We start from the raw sequence: 15538 nt of genomic DNA on the forward strand, positions 1-15538 counted from the left end.
TAATTCTCTTAATCCCAGTTTATGGACGTTTTTTATATTTATCTTTTATTGTCTTACATTTTTAGCCAGACAAATAAATGACTCATCTCAAATTTTAAAGTTCGTTGGCTTTAACCATCCTACAGCCCCAGCAGCAGTTGCCGCTCCAGTTGGGGGTTAAGCAACGTCACATGCAGCCCCACCAGCCTGACGCCGCGACCGGCGCGGCGCTCTTCCCAGGCCTCTTTCGCTACCGCTATCAAATCCTCTTTATTCAATACCGGCCAGACATGCTCCTGCGTGGTCTGCTGAAAATCACTGAACTTAAGCTTAACGCCCTGACGCGCAATATGGCGATCCGGCTTGATTTTGGTTAGCCGCCGTTCCAGCTCGTCATAGAGAAAATCAATAATCTCCAGGCACTGCTCCCAGTGATGAATATCTTCCGACAGGGTACGCTCAACGCCGAGCGATTTACGCTCGCGATCGGTAATCACTTCACGCTCATCAATACCGTGGCTGCGTTCCCAAATCACCCGGCCAAATTTACCAAAGCGCTTCAGCAGCATCGCCAGATCGCTGTTCTGCACGTCGGCACAGGTACGCAGCCCTAAATCTTCCAGCTTCTTTGCGGTGACTTTTCCTACCCCAGGAATTTTCGCCAGCGGTAGCGTCAGCAAAAACTGCGGCACCTCTTCCGGGGTGATCACATACTGGCCGTTCGGCTTATTCAGATCGGAGGCGATCTTGGCAAGAAACTTAATCGGCGCAACGCCCGCTGATGCGGTAAGATCCAGTTCACGGGAAATAGTCTGGCGGATTTCACGCGCCATCAGCGTTGCCGAACCGTGGCAGTGCGGGCTGTCGCTTACGTCAAGATAGGCTTCATCCAGCGACAGCGGCTCAATACGCGCGGTATAACGTGAAAAGATCTCGCGAATATGGACGGAAGCCTCTTTATAGGCATCAAAGCGGCCCGGCAGCAGCGTTAAGTGCGGACAAAGTTTTAACGCCATCGCGGTAGACATCGCGCTGCGCACGCCATATTTACGGGCCGGGTAGTTAGCAGTGCTGATAACGCCGCGCTGCGTCCGGTTACCGCCAATGGCCAGCGGGATATCACGCAGGCTGGGATTATCACGCATTTCCACCGCCGCGTAAAAGCAGTCCATATCGACATGAATGATTTTGCGCATAGCCCCCTCCGCCAGTACTGGATAAGTATACAGCCAACTTAAGGGGATTCAATGGCGTAGCGCGATGAATATGCAGTAACGGCATACGTTAATTTGCGGGCTATTTCCGGAATAACAGCTATTTCTTAGCTGGCATCTTGATAAAAAAACAGACAGTGATAATGTTGCGCAGCAATAGCGGAATTATCCTATATGCATGTTACAGACGCCGCAGGGCGTTGCAGTTTAACCCCCCTCATCATCAAGGGAACAAGAATGGGCAAAATCGCACTTTTGTTTGCGATGATTCTTCTGCCAGCCCTCAGCATGGCAAGCGCGCCTGAGCCAGTTCAGCCACTGGCACCGGTCAGCAAAGAGTTAAAGAAGCAGTTATTAGGTACGCCGGTTTACATTCAGATTTTTAAAGAAGAACGCACGCTGGAACTGTACGGCAAGATCGGCAATGAGTTCCGTCTGCTCGATAGCTATCGCATCTGTAATTTTTCCGGCGGCCTCGGGCCAAAGCGCCGTCAGGGCGATTTTAAAAGCCCGGAAGGTTTTTACAGCGTAAAGCTAAATCAGCTTAAGCCGGACAGCCGTTTTTACCGCGCAATCAATATTGGTTTTCCTAACCAGTACGATCGCCAGCAGGGTTATGACGGCAAATACCTGATGATCCACGGTGCCTGCGTCTCCGTTGGCTGTTACGCCATGACCAATGCCTATATGGATGAGATCTTTAGTTACGTAAACGCCGCTTTGCGTAACGGTCAGCCTGAAGTGGCCGTCAGTATCTATCCGTTCCGCATGACCGAAAGCAATATGCAGCGCCACCGTAACTCTTATTACGCCAGTTTCTGGAAACAGTTGCAGCCGGGCTACGCGTGGTTTGTACAGCATCGCCAGCCGCCTATGGTAGCGGTAAATAACGGCAGGTATGTGCTGAACGGCTCACCGGTCAGCGGCACGCCCGCCGCTTCGCAGTCATTCCTGGCGCTCTCCAAGGCAAAATAGTTGCCATTCGCCTGGCGCAATGCGATGCCAGGTCTCATTGCCGGTTAGCGGCTGAGTAGCAATCACTGTGACCACGTCATTTGGCGTGGTCTGCTTTTGGAAGTCGATCTCTACATCCTGATCCAGCAGCTTAGCCTTGCCAAACGGCGCACGTCGCGTAATCCAGAACAGATTAGTCGAGCAATAGGCCATTAAATAGCGGCCATCCGACAGCAGCATATTAAACACCCCTTTCTGCCGCAGTTCTGCCGCCAGTTCGGCAATATAGCGAAACACCGCAGGCCAGTTGCCCGGCGTACGCGGATAGCGCGTCGCCAGCTTATGCAGCAGCCAGCAGAACGCCTTTTCACTGTCCGTTTCGCCTACCGGACGAAAATTACCGGTTTCCAGCTGGCGATAGCCGCTTAACTGCCCGTTGTGCGCATAGGTCCAGTTACGTCCCCACAGCTCGCGAGTAAAGGGATGGGTATTCTCCAGCGACACCTGCCCCCGGTTCGCCTGACGAATATGCGCCACCACCGAGCAGGACTTAATAGGATACTCCTGCACCAGGCGTGCGATTGGCGAGTTGTAGCTGGGTTGCGGATCTTTAAAGGTGCGGCAGCCTTTGTTTTCGTAGAAGGTGATACCCCAGCCATCTTTATGTGGCCCGGTGCCACCACCACGCTGCACCAGTCCGGTAAAGCTAAAGCAAATATCAGTTGGGACATTAGCGCTCATGCCGAGCAGTTCACACATAGAGAGGCCTCCGGCGCGGTTTTGTGACGATTATAACGAATCAAACGGGGACTGGCAGCGGAAGAGCATTTTTGTTAACAGAACGCGACAGGCGCCCTGCTGCTTTGGGATAGCCGCGCCGGGGCTGACGCGGCAAAGTTAACGGCTGGTGCGCCGTTACTTTTTCTCCATCTCTTTTTCGACCAGCAGTATCAGGATATGAATCACTTTGATATGGATCTCCTGAATGCGGTCGGCATAGCCAAAGTGCGGCACACGGATTTCGATATCTGCGCTGCCCGCCATTTTGCCGCCATCTTTGCCGGTCAGGGTGATCACTTTCATGCCCTGCGCGCGCGCCGCCTCAATCGCCTTGATGATATTGGCGGAATTTCCCGAGGTGGAAATACCCAGCAGCACATCGCCCGCACGGCCTACGGCCTCAACATAACGTGAGAAAACATAGTCGTAGCCAAAATCATTACTGACGCAGGAGAGATGACTGACATCAGAGATGGCGATAGCCGGATAGCCAGGGCGGTTTTCGCGATAGCGACCGGTCAGCTCTTCAGCAAAATGCATGGCATCACAGTGCGAACCGCCGTTGCCGCAGGAAAGCACTTTGCCACCCGCCTTAAAGCTATCGGCAAGCAACACGGCAGCACGCTGGATCGCATGAATATTTGCATCTTCGCTCAGGAATTTATTTAGCGTATCCGCTGCTTCGTTAAGTTCTGAACGAATAATATCCTGGTACATAGGGAGGTCCTTTGGAGGAGAAAGAGTCAGCGCAAGTTTACCGAAATGCCAGCGGGTCGCAAAGCGTTACAGGGTAAAGCTGAGACGCCTTTATCATGAGCAAAAGGCCAGGACGCTGCTGGCACGGCAGTAAAGACCGGGGCGCTGTCAGGGTAATAACCGGTTTAATCGACAGCGGGCTGGGATGAAATTCATGCTTTGACGAATGATGCGAATGGAATGTGAGCCAGGTTGTAATTATTCTGTTGTCAGATTGCTAAATAACCAGAACTACTTTAAACCTGTAGCCAGATCAACAGGTCAGACCTCTTACTTGTTACGGAGCGGTTCATTATGATGGTTCTTAGCATTGTCGCGACGCTGATTCTGATCGGCGCGCTTTTTTGGCACCGTATTTCGCTTCCAGCCAGCAGCGCTATCCTGCTGTTATGGAGTGCAGCAATGGCCTTATTCGATCTCTGGACGCCCTGGCTGTTGCTTCCGCTGGCCCTGATACTTCTGCCGTTAAACCTGCCGTCGATGCGTCGTTCGATAGTCTCCGCCCCCATGCTGCGCACCTTCCGTAAGGTGATGCCACCGATGTCACGCACTGAAAAAGAGGCGATCGATGCGGGCACAACCTGGTGGGAAGGCGATCTGTTTCGTGGCAATCCTGACTGGCAAAAATTGCACAACTATCCACAGCCGCGTCTGACCGCTGAAGAACAGGCATTTCTTGATGGCCCGGTAGAAGAGGCCTGCCGTATGGCTAACGATTTTCAGATTACCCATGAAATGGCCGATCTGCCGCCGGAGCTGTGGGCTTACCTGAAAGAGCATCGCTTCTTCGCCATGATTATCAAAAAGGAATATGGCGGGCTGGAATTTTCTGCCTACGCCCAGGCACGCGTGCTGCAAAAGCTGGCGGGCGTATCCGGCATTTTGGCGATTACCGTTGGCGTACCCAACTCGCTCGGCCCCGGTGAACTGCTGCAGCACTACGGCACCGATGAGCAGAAGAAACATTATTTGCCACGTCTGGCACAGGGCCTGGAGATCCCCTGCTTTGCATTAACCAGCCCGGAAGCGGGCTCCGATGCAGGCGCGATCCCCGATACCGGCATCGTGTGCATGGGCGAGTGGCAGGGCCAGCAGGTGCTGGGCATGCGTCTTACCTGGAACAAGCGCTATATCACCCTGGCACCGATCGCCACCGTGCTGGGCCTGGCGTTTAAGCTCTCCGATCCTGAGCATTTACTGGGCGATACTGAAGAGCTGGGCATTACCTGCGCGCTGATCCCAACCCATACGCCAGGCGTTGAAATCGGTAAACGCCATTTCCCACTTAACGTGCCGTTCCAGAACGGCCCGACGCGTGGTAACGATATTTTTGTCCCTATCGACTACATCATCGGCGGGCCTAAAATGGCCGGTCAGGGCTGGCGCATGCTGGTTGAGTGTCTGTCGGTAGGTCGCGGCATCACCCTGCCCTCTAACTCCACCGGCAGCCTGAAAAGCCTGGCGCTGGCAACGGGTGCCTATGCGCATATTCGTCGTCAGTTCAGGGTTTCTATCGGGAAGATGGAAGGGATTGAAGAACCGCTGGCGCGTATCGCCGGCAACGCTTATGTGATGGATGCCGCCGCCACGCTGATTACCTGCGGCATTATGCAGGGCGAGAAGCCTGCAGTACTCTCGGCGATTGTTAAATATCACTGCACCCATCGCGGCCAGCGCGCCATTATCGATGCGATGGATATTGCCGGAGGTAAAGGCATTATGCTCGGCAAGAGCAATTTCCTTGCCCGTGCTTATCAGGGCGCACCGATTGCGATTACCGTGGAAGGCGCGAATATTCTGACGCGCAGCATGATCATCTTTGGTCAGGGCGCAATCCGCTGCCATCCTTACATCCTGCGCGAGATGGGAGCCGCAGAACGTAACGACCTGCCAGAGTTTGATCGCGCGCTGTTCAGTCATATTGGTCATGTCGGCAGCAACCTGATTCGCAGTCTGTGGCTGGGTATTACCGGCGGTTACGGTAGCGCTGCACCAACCCGCGATGCAACTCGCCGCTATTACCAGCATTTGAACCGCATTAGTGCGAACCTGGCGCTGCTGTCAGATATCTCAATGTCGGTGCTGGGCGGCAGTCTGAAGCGACGCGAACGCGTTTCGGCCCGGCTGGGCGATATTCTGAGTCAGCTTTATCTTGCCTCGGCGGCGCTAAAACGCTACGACGAAGAAGGCCGTAATGAAGCGGATCTGCCGCTGCTGCACTGGGGGGTACAGGATGCGCTGAATCAGGCAGAGAATGCTATTGACGATCTGCTGCGTAATTTCCCCAACGCGGCGGTTGCGGCCACCCTGCGTGTGATGATTTTCCCGGCAGGCCGCCATTGCCGTGCGCCATCGGATCGTCTGGACCATCAGTTAGCGAAACTGTTGCAGACGCCGTCCGCAACGCGCTCTCGCCTGGGACGCGGTCAGTATTTGACGCCGGGCGAACATAATCCTGCCGGACAGCTGGAAGCGGCGCTACAGGATGTGATGGCTGCGGAAGTGATTCACGACCGCCTTTGCAAGCAGTTGAAAAAGCATTTGTCGTTTACCCGACTGGATGAGCTGGCGCAGCGCGCCTTGCAGGAGGAGTGGATCACACAGCAGGAGGCGGATGTTTTAGTGCGTGCCGAAACCAGCCGCCTGCGTTCCATTAACGTTGATGAGTTTGAGGCAGATGCGCTGGCTACCCAGCCGGTAAAGCAGCATCAGACACATGAACGTAAAAGCGAAGCCGCCTGAGGGCAAATAAAAATAAAGACTACCCAGCAAGGGTCACGTTTGCGGTAATAAACCGGACATTTTAGCGTGGCAACCCGGGCCTGAGCGGTAACGCTCGGGCCTTTTCTTTATGAAAAGCAGGAACAGGGTTTTGCTTTTATCTGCCTGTGCGGCAGTGAAGAGCCGTTAATGTTTTAAAATAGCTTCTTAAGAGAGACTCAACGAGTATGAAAATCTTTGATCCGACGCAAAAAATCAAAACTGAAAAAAGTGCAATTCTAATAGCAAGGTTCGGTTCAATATCATTGAAATAGTTTTTCAATGGATTGTGTTGGATAAAATAACGAGCGGCTGTTTTCATCCGTCAATTCAATAAAACCGAAGCTCGTATAAAATTGTTTAGCCTCATCATCCAGAGCATCGACAAACATGCCATGTATACCAACTGCCAGTGATGCGTTATAAACAACGCTCATCGCATGCGAAACCAGAGTGCTTCTCCAGCCTTGCCCCTGCAGAGTTTTATCTACCGCCAGCCTGCCAAGGGTAACGCATGGCACATTTTTATATGGGATCTTTTTCTGTTGGGTTCTGGATGGCAAGGTGGATCTTTCAAAGCTACCGCCGGATAACGTGTAATAGCCTAATATTTTTGGATCCGCCTCGTGATTTTTTAGAACATAAGCTCTTAATACTTTCCCGTTATGTTGTCGTCTAAGATGCTCGATCAGAAATTTATTTAAAGTTGCTTTGCCGCAATCAAAATGGCTAATTTTGTAACGGTTTTCATCCGTAAAAAGTTCAACGTTTAAAGTTTCCAAAACCTATTCCATATCCTGTAGACGCTGAGCCGCTCGTTTTAACTTTTCATTCGGTGCTGGTGGATTACTGATGGCATCCATGACCTGTTTCCAGGACGCTTCGTTAAGCACTATACGTTGATGCTGTTCAATGATTTCAGCTGCCCGTTCAGAAGCACTTGCAAGCATAAATTGCGAGATAGTTAGATTGCTGAGAGAGGCCGCGTTTTCGATAAGCGTTTTATCTTCTGGAGATAAACGCAGATCGATGCGTTGTTTCTTTAATGTGTTTGCCATTTTTCCTCTATGTCCATATGACTGTCGCATTGCTATGCAATACAGTTTCAGGATGTGACACGCCTGTATGTACGGTCTCTTACCGTACATACAGTATGTGGCGAGGCGGGCTATTTTTCAACCAATCGTTATATGAGCCAAAAAAATACCACTGAGAAACCAGTAAAAGTCGTTTGATAAGCTGCCTGCACGGCAGTGAACCGCTTTTGTGAACCAGAGCGAAGATCGGGAGTGTTTCTAAGCTGCCTGTGCGGCAGAGAACTGATGGCAACGCTGATTCGCGGTGGCGTGTTTTTTCTAAGCTGCCTGCACGGCAGTGAACTGGAGAAGATTAGCTTAAATGTATGGTGAACCAGCACGGCCAACGTATCGACATTATCAATACGCCAGCCGCAGCAATAAACATTGTTTTCAAACTGAGCAAGGCTCTATTTTCGCCAGAAAAAGCGCGAGAAAAGTATCAGCACCGGATAAATTTCAAGACGCCCCATTATCATGGCGGCACACATCAAATATTTAGCCCCTTCGCTAAGCGTACCAAATGTGGATGCCGTTTCTCCAAAGCCAAGCCCCATATTATTGATACAGGCCGCAACGGTAGCGAAAGCGGTCATCAGGTCATAGCCCATGATATTGAGCATCCAGACAAAAAACACCGTGAACAGTACGTAAAGAAAAAAGAAACTCCATACCGAGCGCAACACGCGTTCCGTCACCACGCTCTCGCCAACCCGAATGCTCAATAGCGCACGAGGATGCGCCAGCTGATGTAGCTCATGACGGCTTTGCTTAAATAACACCAGGAAGCGCAGCGCTTTGATACCGCCGCAGGTCGATCCCACACAGCCGCCAAAAAAGCTTGCCGTCAGTAACAGCACAATAGTATGTGCAGGCCAACTGGCATAATCGCCGGTCGCCAGGCCGTTATCGGTAATCATAGAACTGGTCAGGAAGAACGCATGTACCAGACTGTCCGTTGCGTTATACATGCCGACATGCCAGAGCTGCCATGCGGTTATCAACACTATAATCAGCGTCACCAGCAGGAAAAAGCGTAGCTCTGCATTACGGCGGAACGGTTGTAATGTGCGTCGGGTAAAGGCAACAAACCACACGGTAAAATTAATTGCTGACAGTAGCGAGAAAAGCCCGGCAACCAGTTCGATCGCAGAACTGTTCCAGTAACCGATGCTCTCGCTGCGTGTGGAAAAGCCGCCCAGCGAGACGGTAGAAAGGCCATGACAGAGCGCATCAAAAGCGGACATTCCCGCCAGCATATACGCAGCGCAACAGGCCAGCCCCAGCAGCAGATAGGTAAGCCACAGGCTGCGTGAAGTATCGGCCAGACGCGGCGTCAGGCGCTCTTCTTTAAAAGGGCCAGGCATTTCTGACTGGTAAAGTTTCGCCCCACCGATTCCCAAAAGCGGCAGTACCGCGACCGCCAGAACAATAACCCCTAACCCGCCGATAAAATTGAGCTGCGCCCGATAATAGAGATAGGCAGCCGGCAGGTTGCTAACGTCGCCAATCACGGTGGCCCCTGTGGTGGTGATACCGGACACCCCTTCAAACAGCGCATCAATAAAACTCAGCCCCACCGAATCATCCAGCCAGAGCGGCATGGCGCTGATAACCGAAAACAACAGCCAGAACAGAACAATAATCAGAAAACCATCACGGGTTTTTAGCTGTATACCGGCACGTTTGGTGGCAAGCCAGGCGCCGCCGCCCAGGGTAAAAAAGGTAAAGAAGGTAGTAAAAAAAGCAAACCAGCTGCGCTCTTTGCTGAACAAAGCAACCAGCATCGGCGGCAGCATGGAAAAGCTGTACAGAAACACCAGAAAACCGCACAGGTGAATAACCACGCGCACCTGTGAAAAATTAAGTGTGAGATAGCGTTGCAAAGCAAGGCTCCCAGATGACAAAAGATCGGCAGCAATCATGCCTTCTTACCGGGCATATCACAAACTCAGATAAGGCAACGGATGAATATATTCATTATCTACAGAAGATTGTATTGTGCGCGCTGAGGAGTGTGGCCACGGAAAGCCCATCCATAAAACTGGCTGTCACGCCTGGTCAGCGGTGGAAGTAAAAACGTTGTCGGTTGTAACAGGTAAATTTATAAATTACGCTTATATATCGGCCCAAAACAGGATAACCTGGCCTTGAATAAACATTCTTCAAATACCTCTTCCCGCCTCAGACATACGCCTCTTGGCAGAAGTATGGCGGCCTTTTTGCTGCTGACTGCCATGGCCGTTATGGGCATTAATGCCTGGACACTATGGAGCTCCTGGCAGCAGCGAATTACAGAACGCGAAGAGGATGCCCGTAATCTCGCCGTCTCGCTGGCAAAACAGGCAGAAGACGCCTTTCTTCAGGTGGATATTACCCTCTCTGATGCGGTCAGGCAGCTCACTCAGCAGGGGCCAGACTATGCCAAAAACGGAGACTTTTTCACGTCAGCTGAAAGAGCAGCACGGTAAACTGCAGCAGCTGCATGGGCTTTTTATCTACGATGCACAGGGGAACTGGATCGCCACATCAGGCAATTATATCCCTTCAAAAGGCAGCAATGCGGATCGGGAATATTTTGTCTGGCACCGTAGCCACACTGATACTTCTGTTCATATCGGTCACGTTATTCGCAGCCGTTCAACCGGCGAACGGGTTATCCCGGTATCGATGCGCCTGAACGATAGAACCGGTAATTTTGTCGGCGTCGCGCTGGCTACGGTTAAGGTGGACTACTTCAGGCAATTTTACGGTTATTACACTCTGGGCGCACGCGACATTCTGGGACTTATCCTCGCCGATACCACCGTATTGTATATGCGCCCCCTGCCGGACTCAGTGATTAACCGAAGCCTTTCCGCCAGCCCGCTGTTCAGAGTCGCGCTTAAAACATCTGCCAGCGGCAGCGCAACATGGCGCTCCGCGCTGGACGGTATTGAGCGTATTTACGGTTATGCCCGACTGGAGCAGTATCCGCTGGTCGTCGCCGCAGGCTATGACCGTGACAGAGTGCAGAAGGCGTGGCTTGAAACCAACCTCACTGATGTGGTGCTTAACCTGATCCTGCTGACCATGATAATGGGAATGGGAGTATTTATTCTGAAACAAATCAGGACCAACGTCAGGAACCAGCTTGAACTGACGCAGGTCAGGGATGAACTTACCACCATTAACCATACCCTGCAGTCGATGGCGCTGATTGACGGCCTGACCGGCCTGGCTAACCGCAGACAGTTTGATGTGGTGCTTGAAGAAGGGCTGCAGCGCTCGAAAAAAACTGGCGAGCCGCTGTCATTAATCATGATAGATATCGACTTTTTCAAACGCTATAACGACACCTTCGGTCACGTAGCAGGCGACATGTGTCTGAAAAAGGTAGGAGGCCTGCTGAAAGGTGCGACTCACCGTCATACCGATCTGGTGGCGCGCTACGGCGGCGAGGAGTTCGCTATCATTCTGCCTTTTACCAGCGCACCGGATGCCAGGCATTTTGCTGACCGGGCGGTTAAGGTGATCAGAGATGCCGCGATTGTCCATACCTCGACGGAACTGCCGGAGAGAGTGGTCACTATCAGCGCTGGCTGCGGTACGATTATCTCAAATGGTGAGGACAACGAAGCCGAACTGCTGAAGAAAAAGGCAGATAATTCGCTTTATAATGCAAAACGCAACGGACGCAATCGGGCTCAGGGAGAGATCTAACCTTAATCTGCGCCTCTCAGCGTTGTTGTTTTTGTCTGTAACGACGTGCAACCTTCAAAGCGGAAGGTTGCACGTCCCAGCCGGGGCAATTCCTAGCCGTTCTGTCGAATGCGGGCAATCAGCGTATCGATATTATCGATATGCGGCGCGGCGACAATTAACGTTTTCCCCAGGCTAATCGCGTGACGAATACACTCAATGCGCATCGCTTCATCCTGAATGGTTTCCAGGTCCGCCACGTGTGCCATGCCGACTGTGCGACGAATCAGTTCGCTGCCGCAGTAACCGATACTGTCCGCAAATACTTTCTTCAACCAGGTCGCGGTATAGTCCGGCCACGCCAGCGTGCGATCGCGGCTTTTTTCCGCTGCCAGTGCCTGAAAGCGTTCGGCAAATGTCAGCCACAGGGTGCGTATATCCTGTAAACGCTGCTCGCGCCCGTCGGCCGCTTCACGCGTCGCCAGCAGCCCCGGCAGTGCACAATAGTTCAGCAGCAGGTTACCCAACGCCGTACCCACGTCAAAACCCACTGGCCCAAAATACCCAAACTCGGCATCAATTGCTTTCAGGCTCCCGTCAGCAACAAACACGGAACCGCTGTGGATATCACCATGCAGGTGGGCTTCCGCATGGGAGAAAAAGCGGTGCTTTAGTCCGGCGACCTCGTTACGCAGTCGTTCATCATTGCGTAGCTCAACCACCTCAGCTTCCAGCTGTGCCGGGTAATCGTTGCGCGGATGATCTTCATAGGGATCGGTGAAAAAGAGATCCTCGGTGATTTCACACATTTCAGGATTGGTAAAACGGATAACCCGCGCCTTTTTCTCATGAGGATGCAGGTAAAAATCGGAGGTATGAAACAGCGTTTGCGCCAGATATTCACCCAGCTGACGCGTTGCCTGCGGATAGTGGCGCCCCTGCACCAGCTCGCCGCGCCAGATACGATAGCTGGAGAGATCTTCCATCACCATTACCGCCAGTTCAGCATCGTAATGCAACACCTTTACCGTATGCTGCGGGCAGTGCCGGTAATGTTCCGTGAGCGTTTCAGCTTCCAGCCGCGCACGCTCCAGCGTCAGCGGCCAGGACTCGCCAACGCAGCGCACCCAGGGCAGCGCCTGCTTTACCACAACGCGACTAATGCCGTCACGATCGAAGATTTTAAATACCAGATTAAGGTTACCGTCACCAATCTCTTCAGCCGTTACCAGCGAAGATGCATCCCTTAGCCCGCCAAATCGCTGCGCATATTCCACCGCATCGGCGGCAGTGAACGTCCGGTATTGCGACATTATCCGTTTCCTCTGCAAATCTGTAGTAAAAGCCGTTCAGACGTCTATACTTCCGTTTCGCATGTTGGCACAATATGCTGCATTAACGCAACATGGATTTCACTGTTATGCAAACTCTTCATACCACCAGCCTGCAGGTGCGCGATAACCAGCTGTGGATCCTCGATCAGCAGGCTCTGCCGCAGCAAAAAAACTGGCTGGACGCGAGCAGCGTGGAAGCGCTGGTTAGCCATATTCATGCGCTGCGGGTACGCGGTGCGCCGTTAATTGGCCTCTCCGCCAGTCTGCTGCTGGCGCTGCTGGCAGAAAATGGCCTGCCCAAAAACCAGCTGACGCAGGCGCTGGAGATCTTACGCGCCGCGCGTCCTACTGCCGTTAATCTGATGAACAATCTGGACAGGATGAAGCAGGCGCTGCTGCAGGAGAATTTCGTTGATGCGCTAAGCGCTGAAGCGCTGCGGCTGGTGGAAGAAGATAAAGCGTTATGCGACAGCATCGCACAGGCGGGCAGCGAACGGGTAGCGCCCGGCAGCCGAATTTTAACCCACTGTAATACCGGCGGGCTGGCTACCGCTGGCGTCGGCACCGCCATCGGCGTTATCGCCCTGGCGTTTCAGCAGGGAAAAGTCGAACAGGTCTGGGTGGATGAAACTCGCCCGCTATTGCAGGGTGGTCGCCTGACTGCCTGGGAACTAACCGAGCTGGGCATCCCCAATCGTTTGATCTGCGATTCTATGGCGGCCGCGCTGATAGCGCAAAAACAGGTGGACGCCATCTGGGTCGGCGCCGATCGTATTGCCGCTAACGGCGATGTCGCTAATAAAATCGGCACCTATAGCCTGGCGGTGCTGGCGCGCTATCATCACATCCCTTTTTACGTGGCTGCGCCGCATACCACGCTCGATCCGCACTGCCCCAACGGCAGCGCCATCCCGATTGAACAGCGCGCCGCCTCCGAGGTCACTGGCGTATCCGGCAGCTTTGGTCAGCTACAGTGGGCACCGGAAAACGCGCAGGTATGGAACCCGGCATTTGACGTGACGCCAGCAGAATTAATCAGCGGTTGGGTGTTGGATAGCGGCGTGGTAACGCCTGAAGAGGTGGCGGCCGGTTATTTCCAGCCGCGATGAACCAGAATCAGGGCAGACGCGGGTAAGTAACCGCAATCGGATCGCCGGTAAAGTTGGCGATCCAGCCTTCCGGGTTATCAAAAATACGGATCGCGGTAAAATGCGGGTTCGATCCCATATCAAACCAGTGCGGCGTACCGGCCGGTACGGAGATCAGATCATTTTTTTCGCACAGGATCTGATAGACGCGCCCTTCCAGATGCAGGCAAAACAGCCCGGCCCCTTCGACAAAAAAGCGCACTTCATCTTCACCATGGGTATGCTCCGCCAGAAACTTACTGCGCAGCGCCTCTTTTTGCGGATTATCGGCGCGCATGCTGATTACATCCCAGCTTTGATAGCCCTTTTCCGCTACCAGGCGATCAATGGCATGCTGATAAGCATTAATCACGGTTTCCGCATCAGGATTTTCGCCTAATTCGCGGTTGGCTTCCCAGCGTTCAAAGCGTACGCCGCGCGCGTTGAGCTGCTCGCGAATCGCCTCAGGATCGGTGCTGTGCCACACCGGCACCGTGGTTTCTGTTTCGGTATAGATGGTCAATTCACTCATAAGGAAAACAGCTCCAGCTTAATCTGATCAAAACGGTTTACCTGGCGATGAAGACTTTCATTATCCGCTTCGCCGCGAATTAACTGCAGGGTGTGCCAACCGGCCTGCTGCGCAGCATCCAGCTCCTGGCGAATATCAGACAGGAACAGCAGCTCGCTGGCAGGCAGATTAATCTGGCGGGCAATATTTTGGTAAGCACTGACCTCACGCTTGGCCCCGACATGGGTATCAAAATAACCGCTGAACAGCGCCGTAATATCGCCGTGATCGCTGTAGCCGAACAATAGCTTTTGCGCAGCAACCGAGCCAGACGAATAAACGTATAGGGAAATCCCCCGTTCATGCCAGTTTTTTAACGCAGGCAATACGTCAGGATAGAGATGACCGGTAAAATCGCCGTTAAGGTAGCCGCTGCGCCAGATCATACCCTGCAACGCTTTCAACGCGGTGGATTTACGGTCTTCATCCATAAAGCGATACAGTACGGTAATCAGCTGTTCGGTATCCGCCTGCGGCTGGTCGATCTCCTGACGCAAATCGTTCAACGCAGCGGCCACCGCCGGTTCTGCCGTGTGAATACGCAGATACGCCGCCAGATGCTGACGCGCCCAGGGAAACAGAACATTATGCACAAAGCGGATGTCGCTGGTGGTGCCTTCAATATCGGTAACAATTGCGCGGATCATTATCTCTCCAGCAAACGACGTTGCATTTCACAGTTAAACAGGAACTCCAGCCCTTCCAGATGGCGACGCGCCTCCTGCACATCTCTGCCCCAGCAGGTCAGGCCATGACCGCGCAGCAGAAAACCGTAACGCAGTGGCCTGGTTTGTGCCCAGGCCTCAATACGCGCCGCCAGCGCGCTGATATTCTGATCGTTATCAAACAGCGCTATCGCTACGCTATCCAGATGGCTGCGCTGGCCGGACAGCGACTTTTGCATTTCATAGCCCTGCAGCAGTAACGCCGATCCTGTTTCAATACGTGACAGCACGGTGCTGTTTACGCTGTGGGTATGCAATACCGCACCCGCTTCCGGAAACAGGCGATAGATAAGCGTATGCAGGCCGGTTTCCGCAGAGGGCTTGCGCCCTGACGGTGCCAGGCCGCTGGCGATCTCTACTTCAATAAAATCGGCGGCGGTCAGGCTGCCTTTGTCCTTGCCAGATTCGCTGAGCAGGCATAATCCCTCCTCCGCACGGATCGACATATTGCCGCCGGTCGCCGGTGCCCAGCCCTGTTGCCCAATCCAGTGGCAGGCAGCCACCAGCTGCGCCAGTTGTGGAGTTACGGTCATTGCGCTCCTTTTATCGGCCTCGCCGTTACGGGAATTTTTTGCTTTTAG

Annotated in this window: 15 protein-coding genes; 5 read left to right on the forward strand and 10 right to left on the reverse strand. The window is 53.1% G+C overall.

What is annotated here, in order from left to right; genetic code table 11:
* Positions 1–119: 119 nt before the first annotated feature.
* Positions 120–1175, reverse strand: a complete 1056-nt coding sequence (gene dinB, locus B1H58_RS02625; RefSeq protein WP_085067845.1) for a DNA polymerase IV — start codon at positions 1173–1175, stop codon at positions 120–122.
* Between the two features lie 255 nt (positions 1176–1430).
* Between dinB and dpaA the strand changes: the two genes are divergently transcribed.
* Positions 1431–2168 (forward strand): peptidoglycan meso-diaminopimelic acid protein amidase, encoded by a 738-nt coding sequence (dpaA, locus tag B1H58_RS02630; protein ID WP_085067846.1) that lies wholly within the window; start codon positions 1431–1433, stop codon positions 2166–2168.
* On the opposite strand, the gene B1H58_RS02635 is transcribed toward dpaA, so the two are convergent.
* Positions 2139–2906, reverse strand: a complete 768-nt coding sequence (locus B1H58_RS02635; RefSeq protein WP_085067847.1) for a class II glutamine amidotransferase — start codon at positions 2904–2906, stop codon at positions 2139–2141. The two genes, dpaA and B1H58_RS02635, sit on opposite strands and share 30 nt — an antisense overlap.
* A 156-nt stretch (positions 2907–3062) precedes the next feature.
* Positions 3063–3644 (reverse strand): D-sedoheptulose 7-phosphate isomerase, encoded by a 582-nt coding sequence (gene lpcA, locus B1H58_RS02640; RefSeq protein ID WP_085067848.1) that lies wholly within the window; start codon positions 3642–3644, stop codon positions 3063–3065.
* A gap of 333 nt (positions 3645–3977) precedes the next feature.
* On the opposite strand from lpcA, the gene fadE reads away from it, so the two are divergent.
* Entirely contained in the window at positions 3978–6425 is a 2448-nt protein-coding gene (gene fadE / locus B1H58_RS02645; RefSeq protein WP_085067849.1) for an acyl-CoA dehydrogenase FadE, read from the forward strand.
* Between the two features lie 281 nt (positions 6426–6706).
* On the opposite strand, the gene B1H58_RS02650 is transcribed toward fadE, so the two are convergent.
* The 3 genes from B1H58_RS02650 to B1H58_RS02660 form a co-directional block, all read right to left on the reverse strand.
* Positions 6707–7225, reverse strand: coding sequence for a GNAT family N-acetyltransferase (locus tag B1H58_RS02650; protein WP_085067850.1), 519 nt, complete (start codon positions 7223–7225; stop codon positions 6707–6709).
* A 3-nt stretch (positions 7226–7228) separates the two neighbouring features.
* Positions 7229–7501 (reverse strand): type II toxin-antitoxin system TacA family antitoxin, encoded by a 273-nt coding sequence (locus B1H58_RS02655; protein WP_085067851.1) that lies wholly within the window; start codon positions 7499–7501, stop codon positions 7229–7231.
* 428 nt (positions 7502–7929) lie between these two features.
* Positions 7930–9405, reverse strand: coding sequence for a TrkH family potassium uptake protein (locus B1H58_RS02660; RefSeq protein WP_085072219.1), 1476 nt, complete (start codon positions 9403–9405; stop codon positions 7930–7932).
* A gap of 264 nt (positions 9406–9669) precedes the next feature.
* Here B1H58_RS02660 and B1H58_RS21215 point away from each other — a divergent pair, with 264 nt between their 5' ends.
* On the forward strand, positions 9670–9990 hold the full coding sequence (locus B1H58_RS21215) for a hypothetical protein (protein WP_335671923.1): 321 nt from the start codon (positions 9670–9672) through the stop codon (positions 9988–9990).
* Entirely contained in the window at positions 9941–11221 is a 1281-nt protein-coding gene (locus B1H58_RS21250; protein WP_418304135.1) for a sensor domain-containing diguanylate cyclase, read from the forward strand. The genes B1H58_RS21215 and B1H58_RS21250 overlap by 50 nt, the downstream gene beginning before the upstream one ends.
* A gap of 92 nt (positions 11222–11313) precedes the next feature.
* Here B1H58_RS21250 and mtnK read toward each other — a convergent pair whose 3' ends face one another.
* Positions 11314–12513 (reverse strand): S-methyl-5-thioribose kinase, encoded by a 1200-nt coding sequence (mtnK, locus tag B1H58_RS02670; protein ID WP_085067852.1) that lies wholly within the window; start codon positions 12511–12513, stop codon positions 11314–11316.
* A gap of 107 nt (positions 12514–12620) precedes the next feature.
* Between mtnK and mtnA the strand changes: the two genes are divergently transcribed.
* Positions 12621–13643: an S-methyl-5-thioribose-1-phosphate isomerase gene (gene mtnA / locus B1H58_RS02675; protein ID WP_085067853.1), complete on the forward strand. Its 1023-nt coding sequence runs from the start codon at positions 12621–12623 to the stop codon at positions 13641–13643.
* A 7-nt stretch (positions 13644–13650) separates the two neighbouring features.
* Here the strand turns inward: mtnA and B1H58_RS02680 are convergent, their stop codons facing one another.
* From B1H58_RS02680 to B1H58_RS02690, 3 genes are read right to left on the reverse strand one after another with little or no spacing between them, the layout of a single operon-like run.
* A complete protein-coding gene (locus B1H58_RS02680; RefSeq protein ID WP_085067854.1) occupies positions 13651–14193 on the reverse strand; it encodes a 1,2-dihydroxy-3-keto-5-methylthiopentene dioxygenase in 543 nt (180 codons plus the stop codon).
* Positions 14190–14879 (reverse strand): acireductone synthase, encoded by a 690-nt coding sequence (gene mtnC, locus B1H58_RS02685; RefSeq protein ID WP_085067855.1) that lies wholly within the window; start codon positions 14877–14879, stop codon positions 14190–14192. Before mtnC ends, B1H58_RS02680 begins: the two co-directional genes overlap by 4 nt.
* Positions 14879–15490: a methylthioribulose 1-phosphate dehydratase gene (locus B1H58_RS02690; protein WP_085067856.1), complete on the reverse strand. Its 612-nt coding sequence runs from the start codon at positions 15488–15490 to the stop codon at positions 14879–14881. The genes mtnC and B1H58_RS02690 overlap by 1 nt, the downstream gene beginning before the upstream one ends.
* Positions 15491–15538 lie beyond the last annotated feature (48 nt).

It is taken from the genome of Pantoea alhagi, assembly GCF_002101395.1.
Lineage (GTDB): Bacteria > Pseudomonadota > Gammaproteobacteria > Enterobacterales > Enterobacteriaceae > Mixta > Mixta alhagi.

What these genes read in the sequence shown, in the direction of transcription:
- dinB (WP_085067845.1), bottom strand. Translation starts at nt 1,175, where the DNA reads ATGCGCAAAATCATTCATGTCGATATGGACTGCTTTTACGCGGCGGTG.
- dpaA (WP_085067846.1), top strand. Translation starts at nt 1,431, where the DNA reads ATGGGCAAAATCGCACTTTTGTTTGCGATGATTCTTCTGCCAGCCCTC.
- B1H58_RS02635 (WP_085067847.1), bottom strand. Translation starts at nt 2,906, where the DNA reads ATGTGTGAACTGCTCGGCATGAGCGCTAATGTCCCAACTGATATTTGC.
- lpcA (WP_085067848.1), bottom strand. Translation starts at nt 3,644, where the DNA reads ATGTACCAGGATATTATTCGTTCAGAACTTAACGAAGCAGCGGATACG.
- fadE (WP_085067849.1), top strand. Translation starts at nt 3,978, where the DNA reads ATGATGGTTCTTAGCATTGTCGCGACGCTGATTCTGATCGGCGCGCTT.
- B1H58_RS02655 (WP_085067851.1), bottom strand. Translation starts at nt 7,501, where the DNA reads ATGGCAAACACATTAAAGAAACAACGCATCGATCTGCGTTTATCTCCA.
- B1H58_RS21250 (WP_418304135.1), top strand. Translation starts at nt 9,941, where the DNA reads ATGCCAAAAACGGAGACTTTTTCACGTCAGCTGAAAGAGCAGCACGGT.
- mtnK (WP_085067852.1), bottom strand. Translation starts at nt 12,513, where the DNA reads ATGTCGCAATACCGGACGTTCACTGCCGCCGATGCGGTGGAATATGCG.
- mtnA (WP_085067853.1), top strand. Translation starts at nt 12,621, where the DNA reads ATGCAAACTCTTCATACCACCAGCCTGCAGGTGCGCGATAACCAGCTG.
- B1H58_RS02680 (WP_085067854.1), bottom strand. Translation starts at nt 14,193, where the DNA reads ATGAGTGAATTGACCATCTATACCGAAACAGAAACCACGGTGCCGGTG.
- mtnC (WP_085067855.1), bottom strand. Translation starts at nt 14,879, where the DNA reads ATGATCCGCGCAATTGTTACCGATATTGAAGGCACCACCAGCGACATC.
- B1H58_RS02690 (WP_085067856.1), bottom strand. Translation starts at nt 15,490, where the DNA reads ATGACCGTAACTCCACAACTGGCGCAGCTGGTGGCTGCCTGCCACTGG.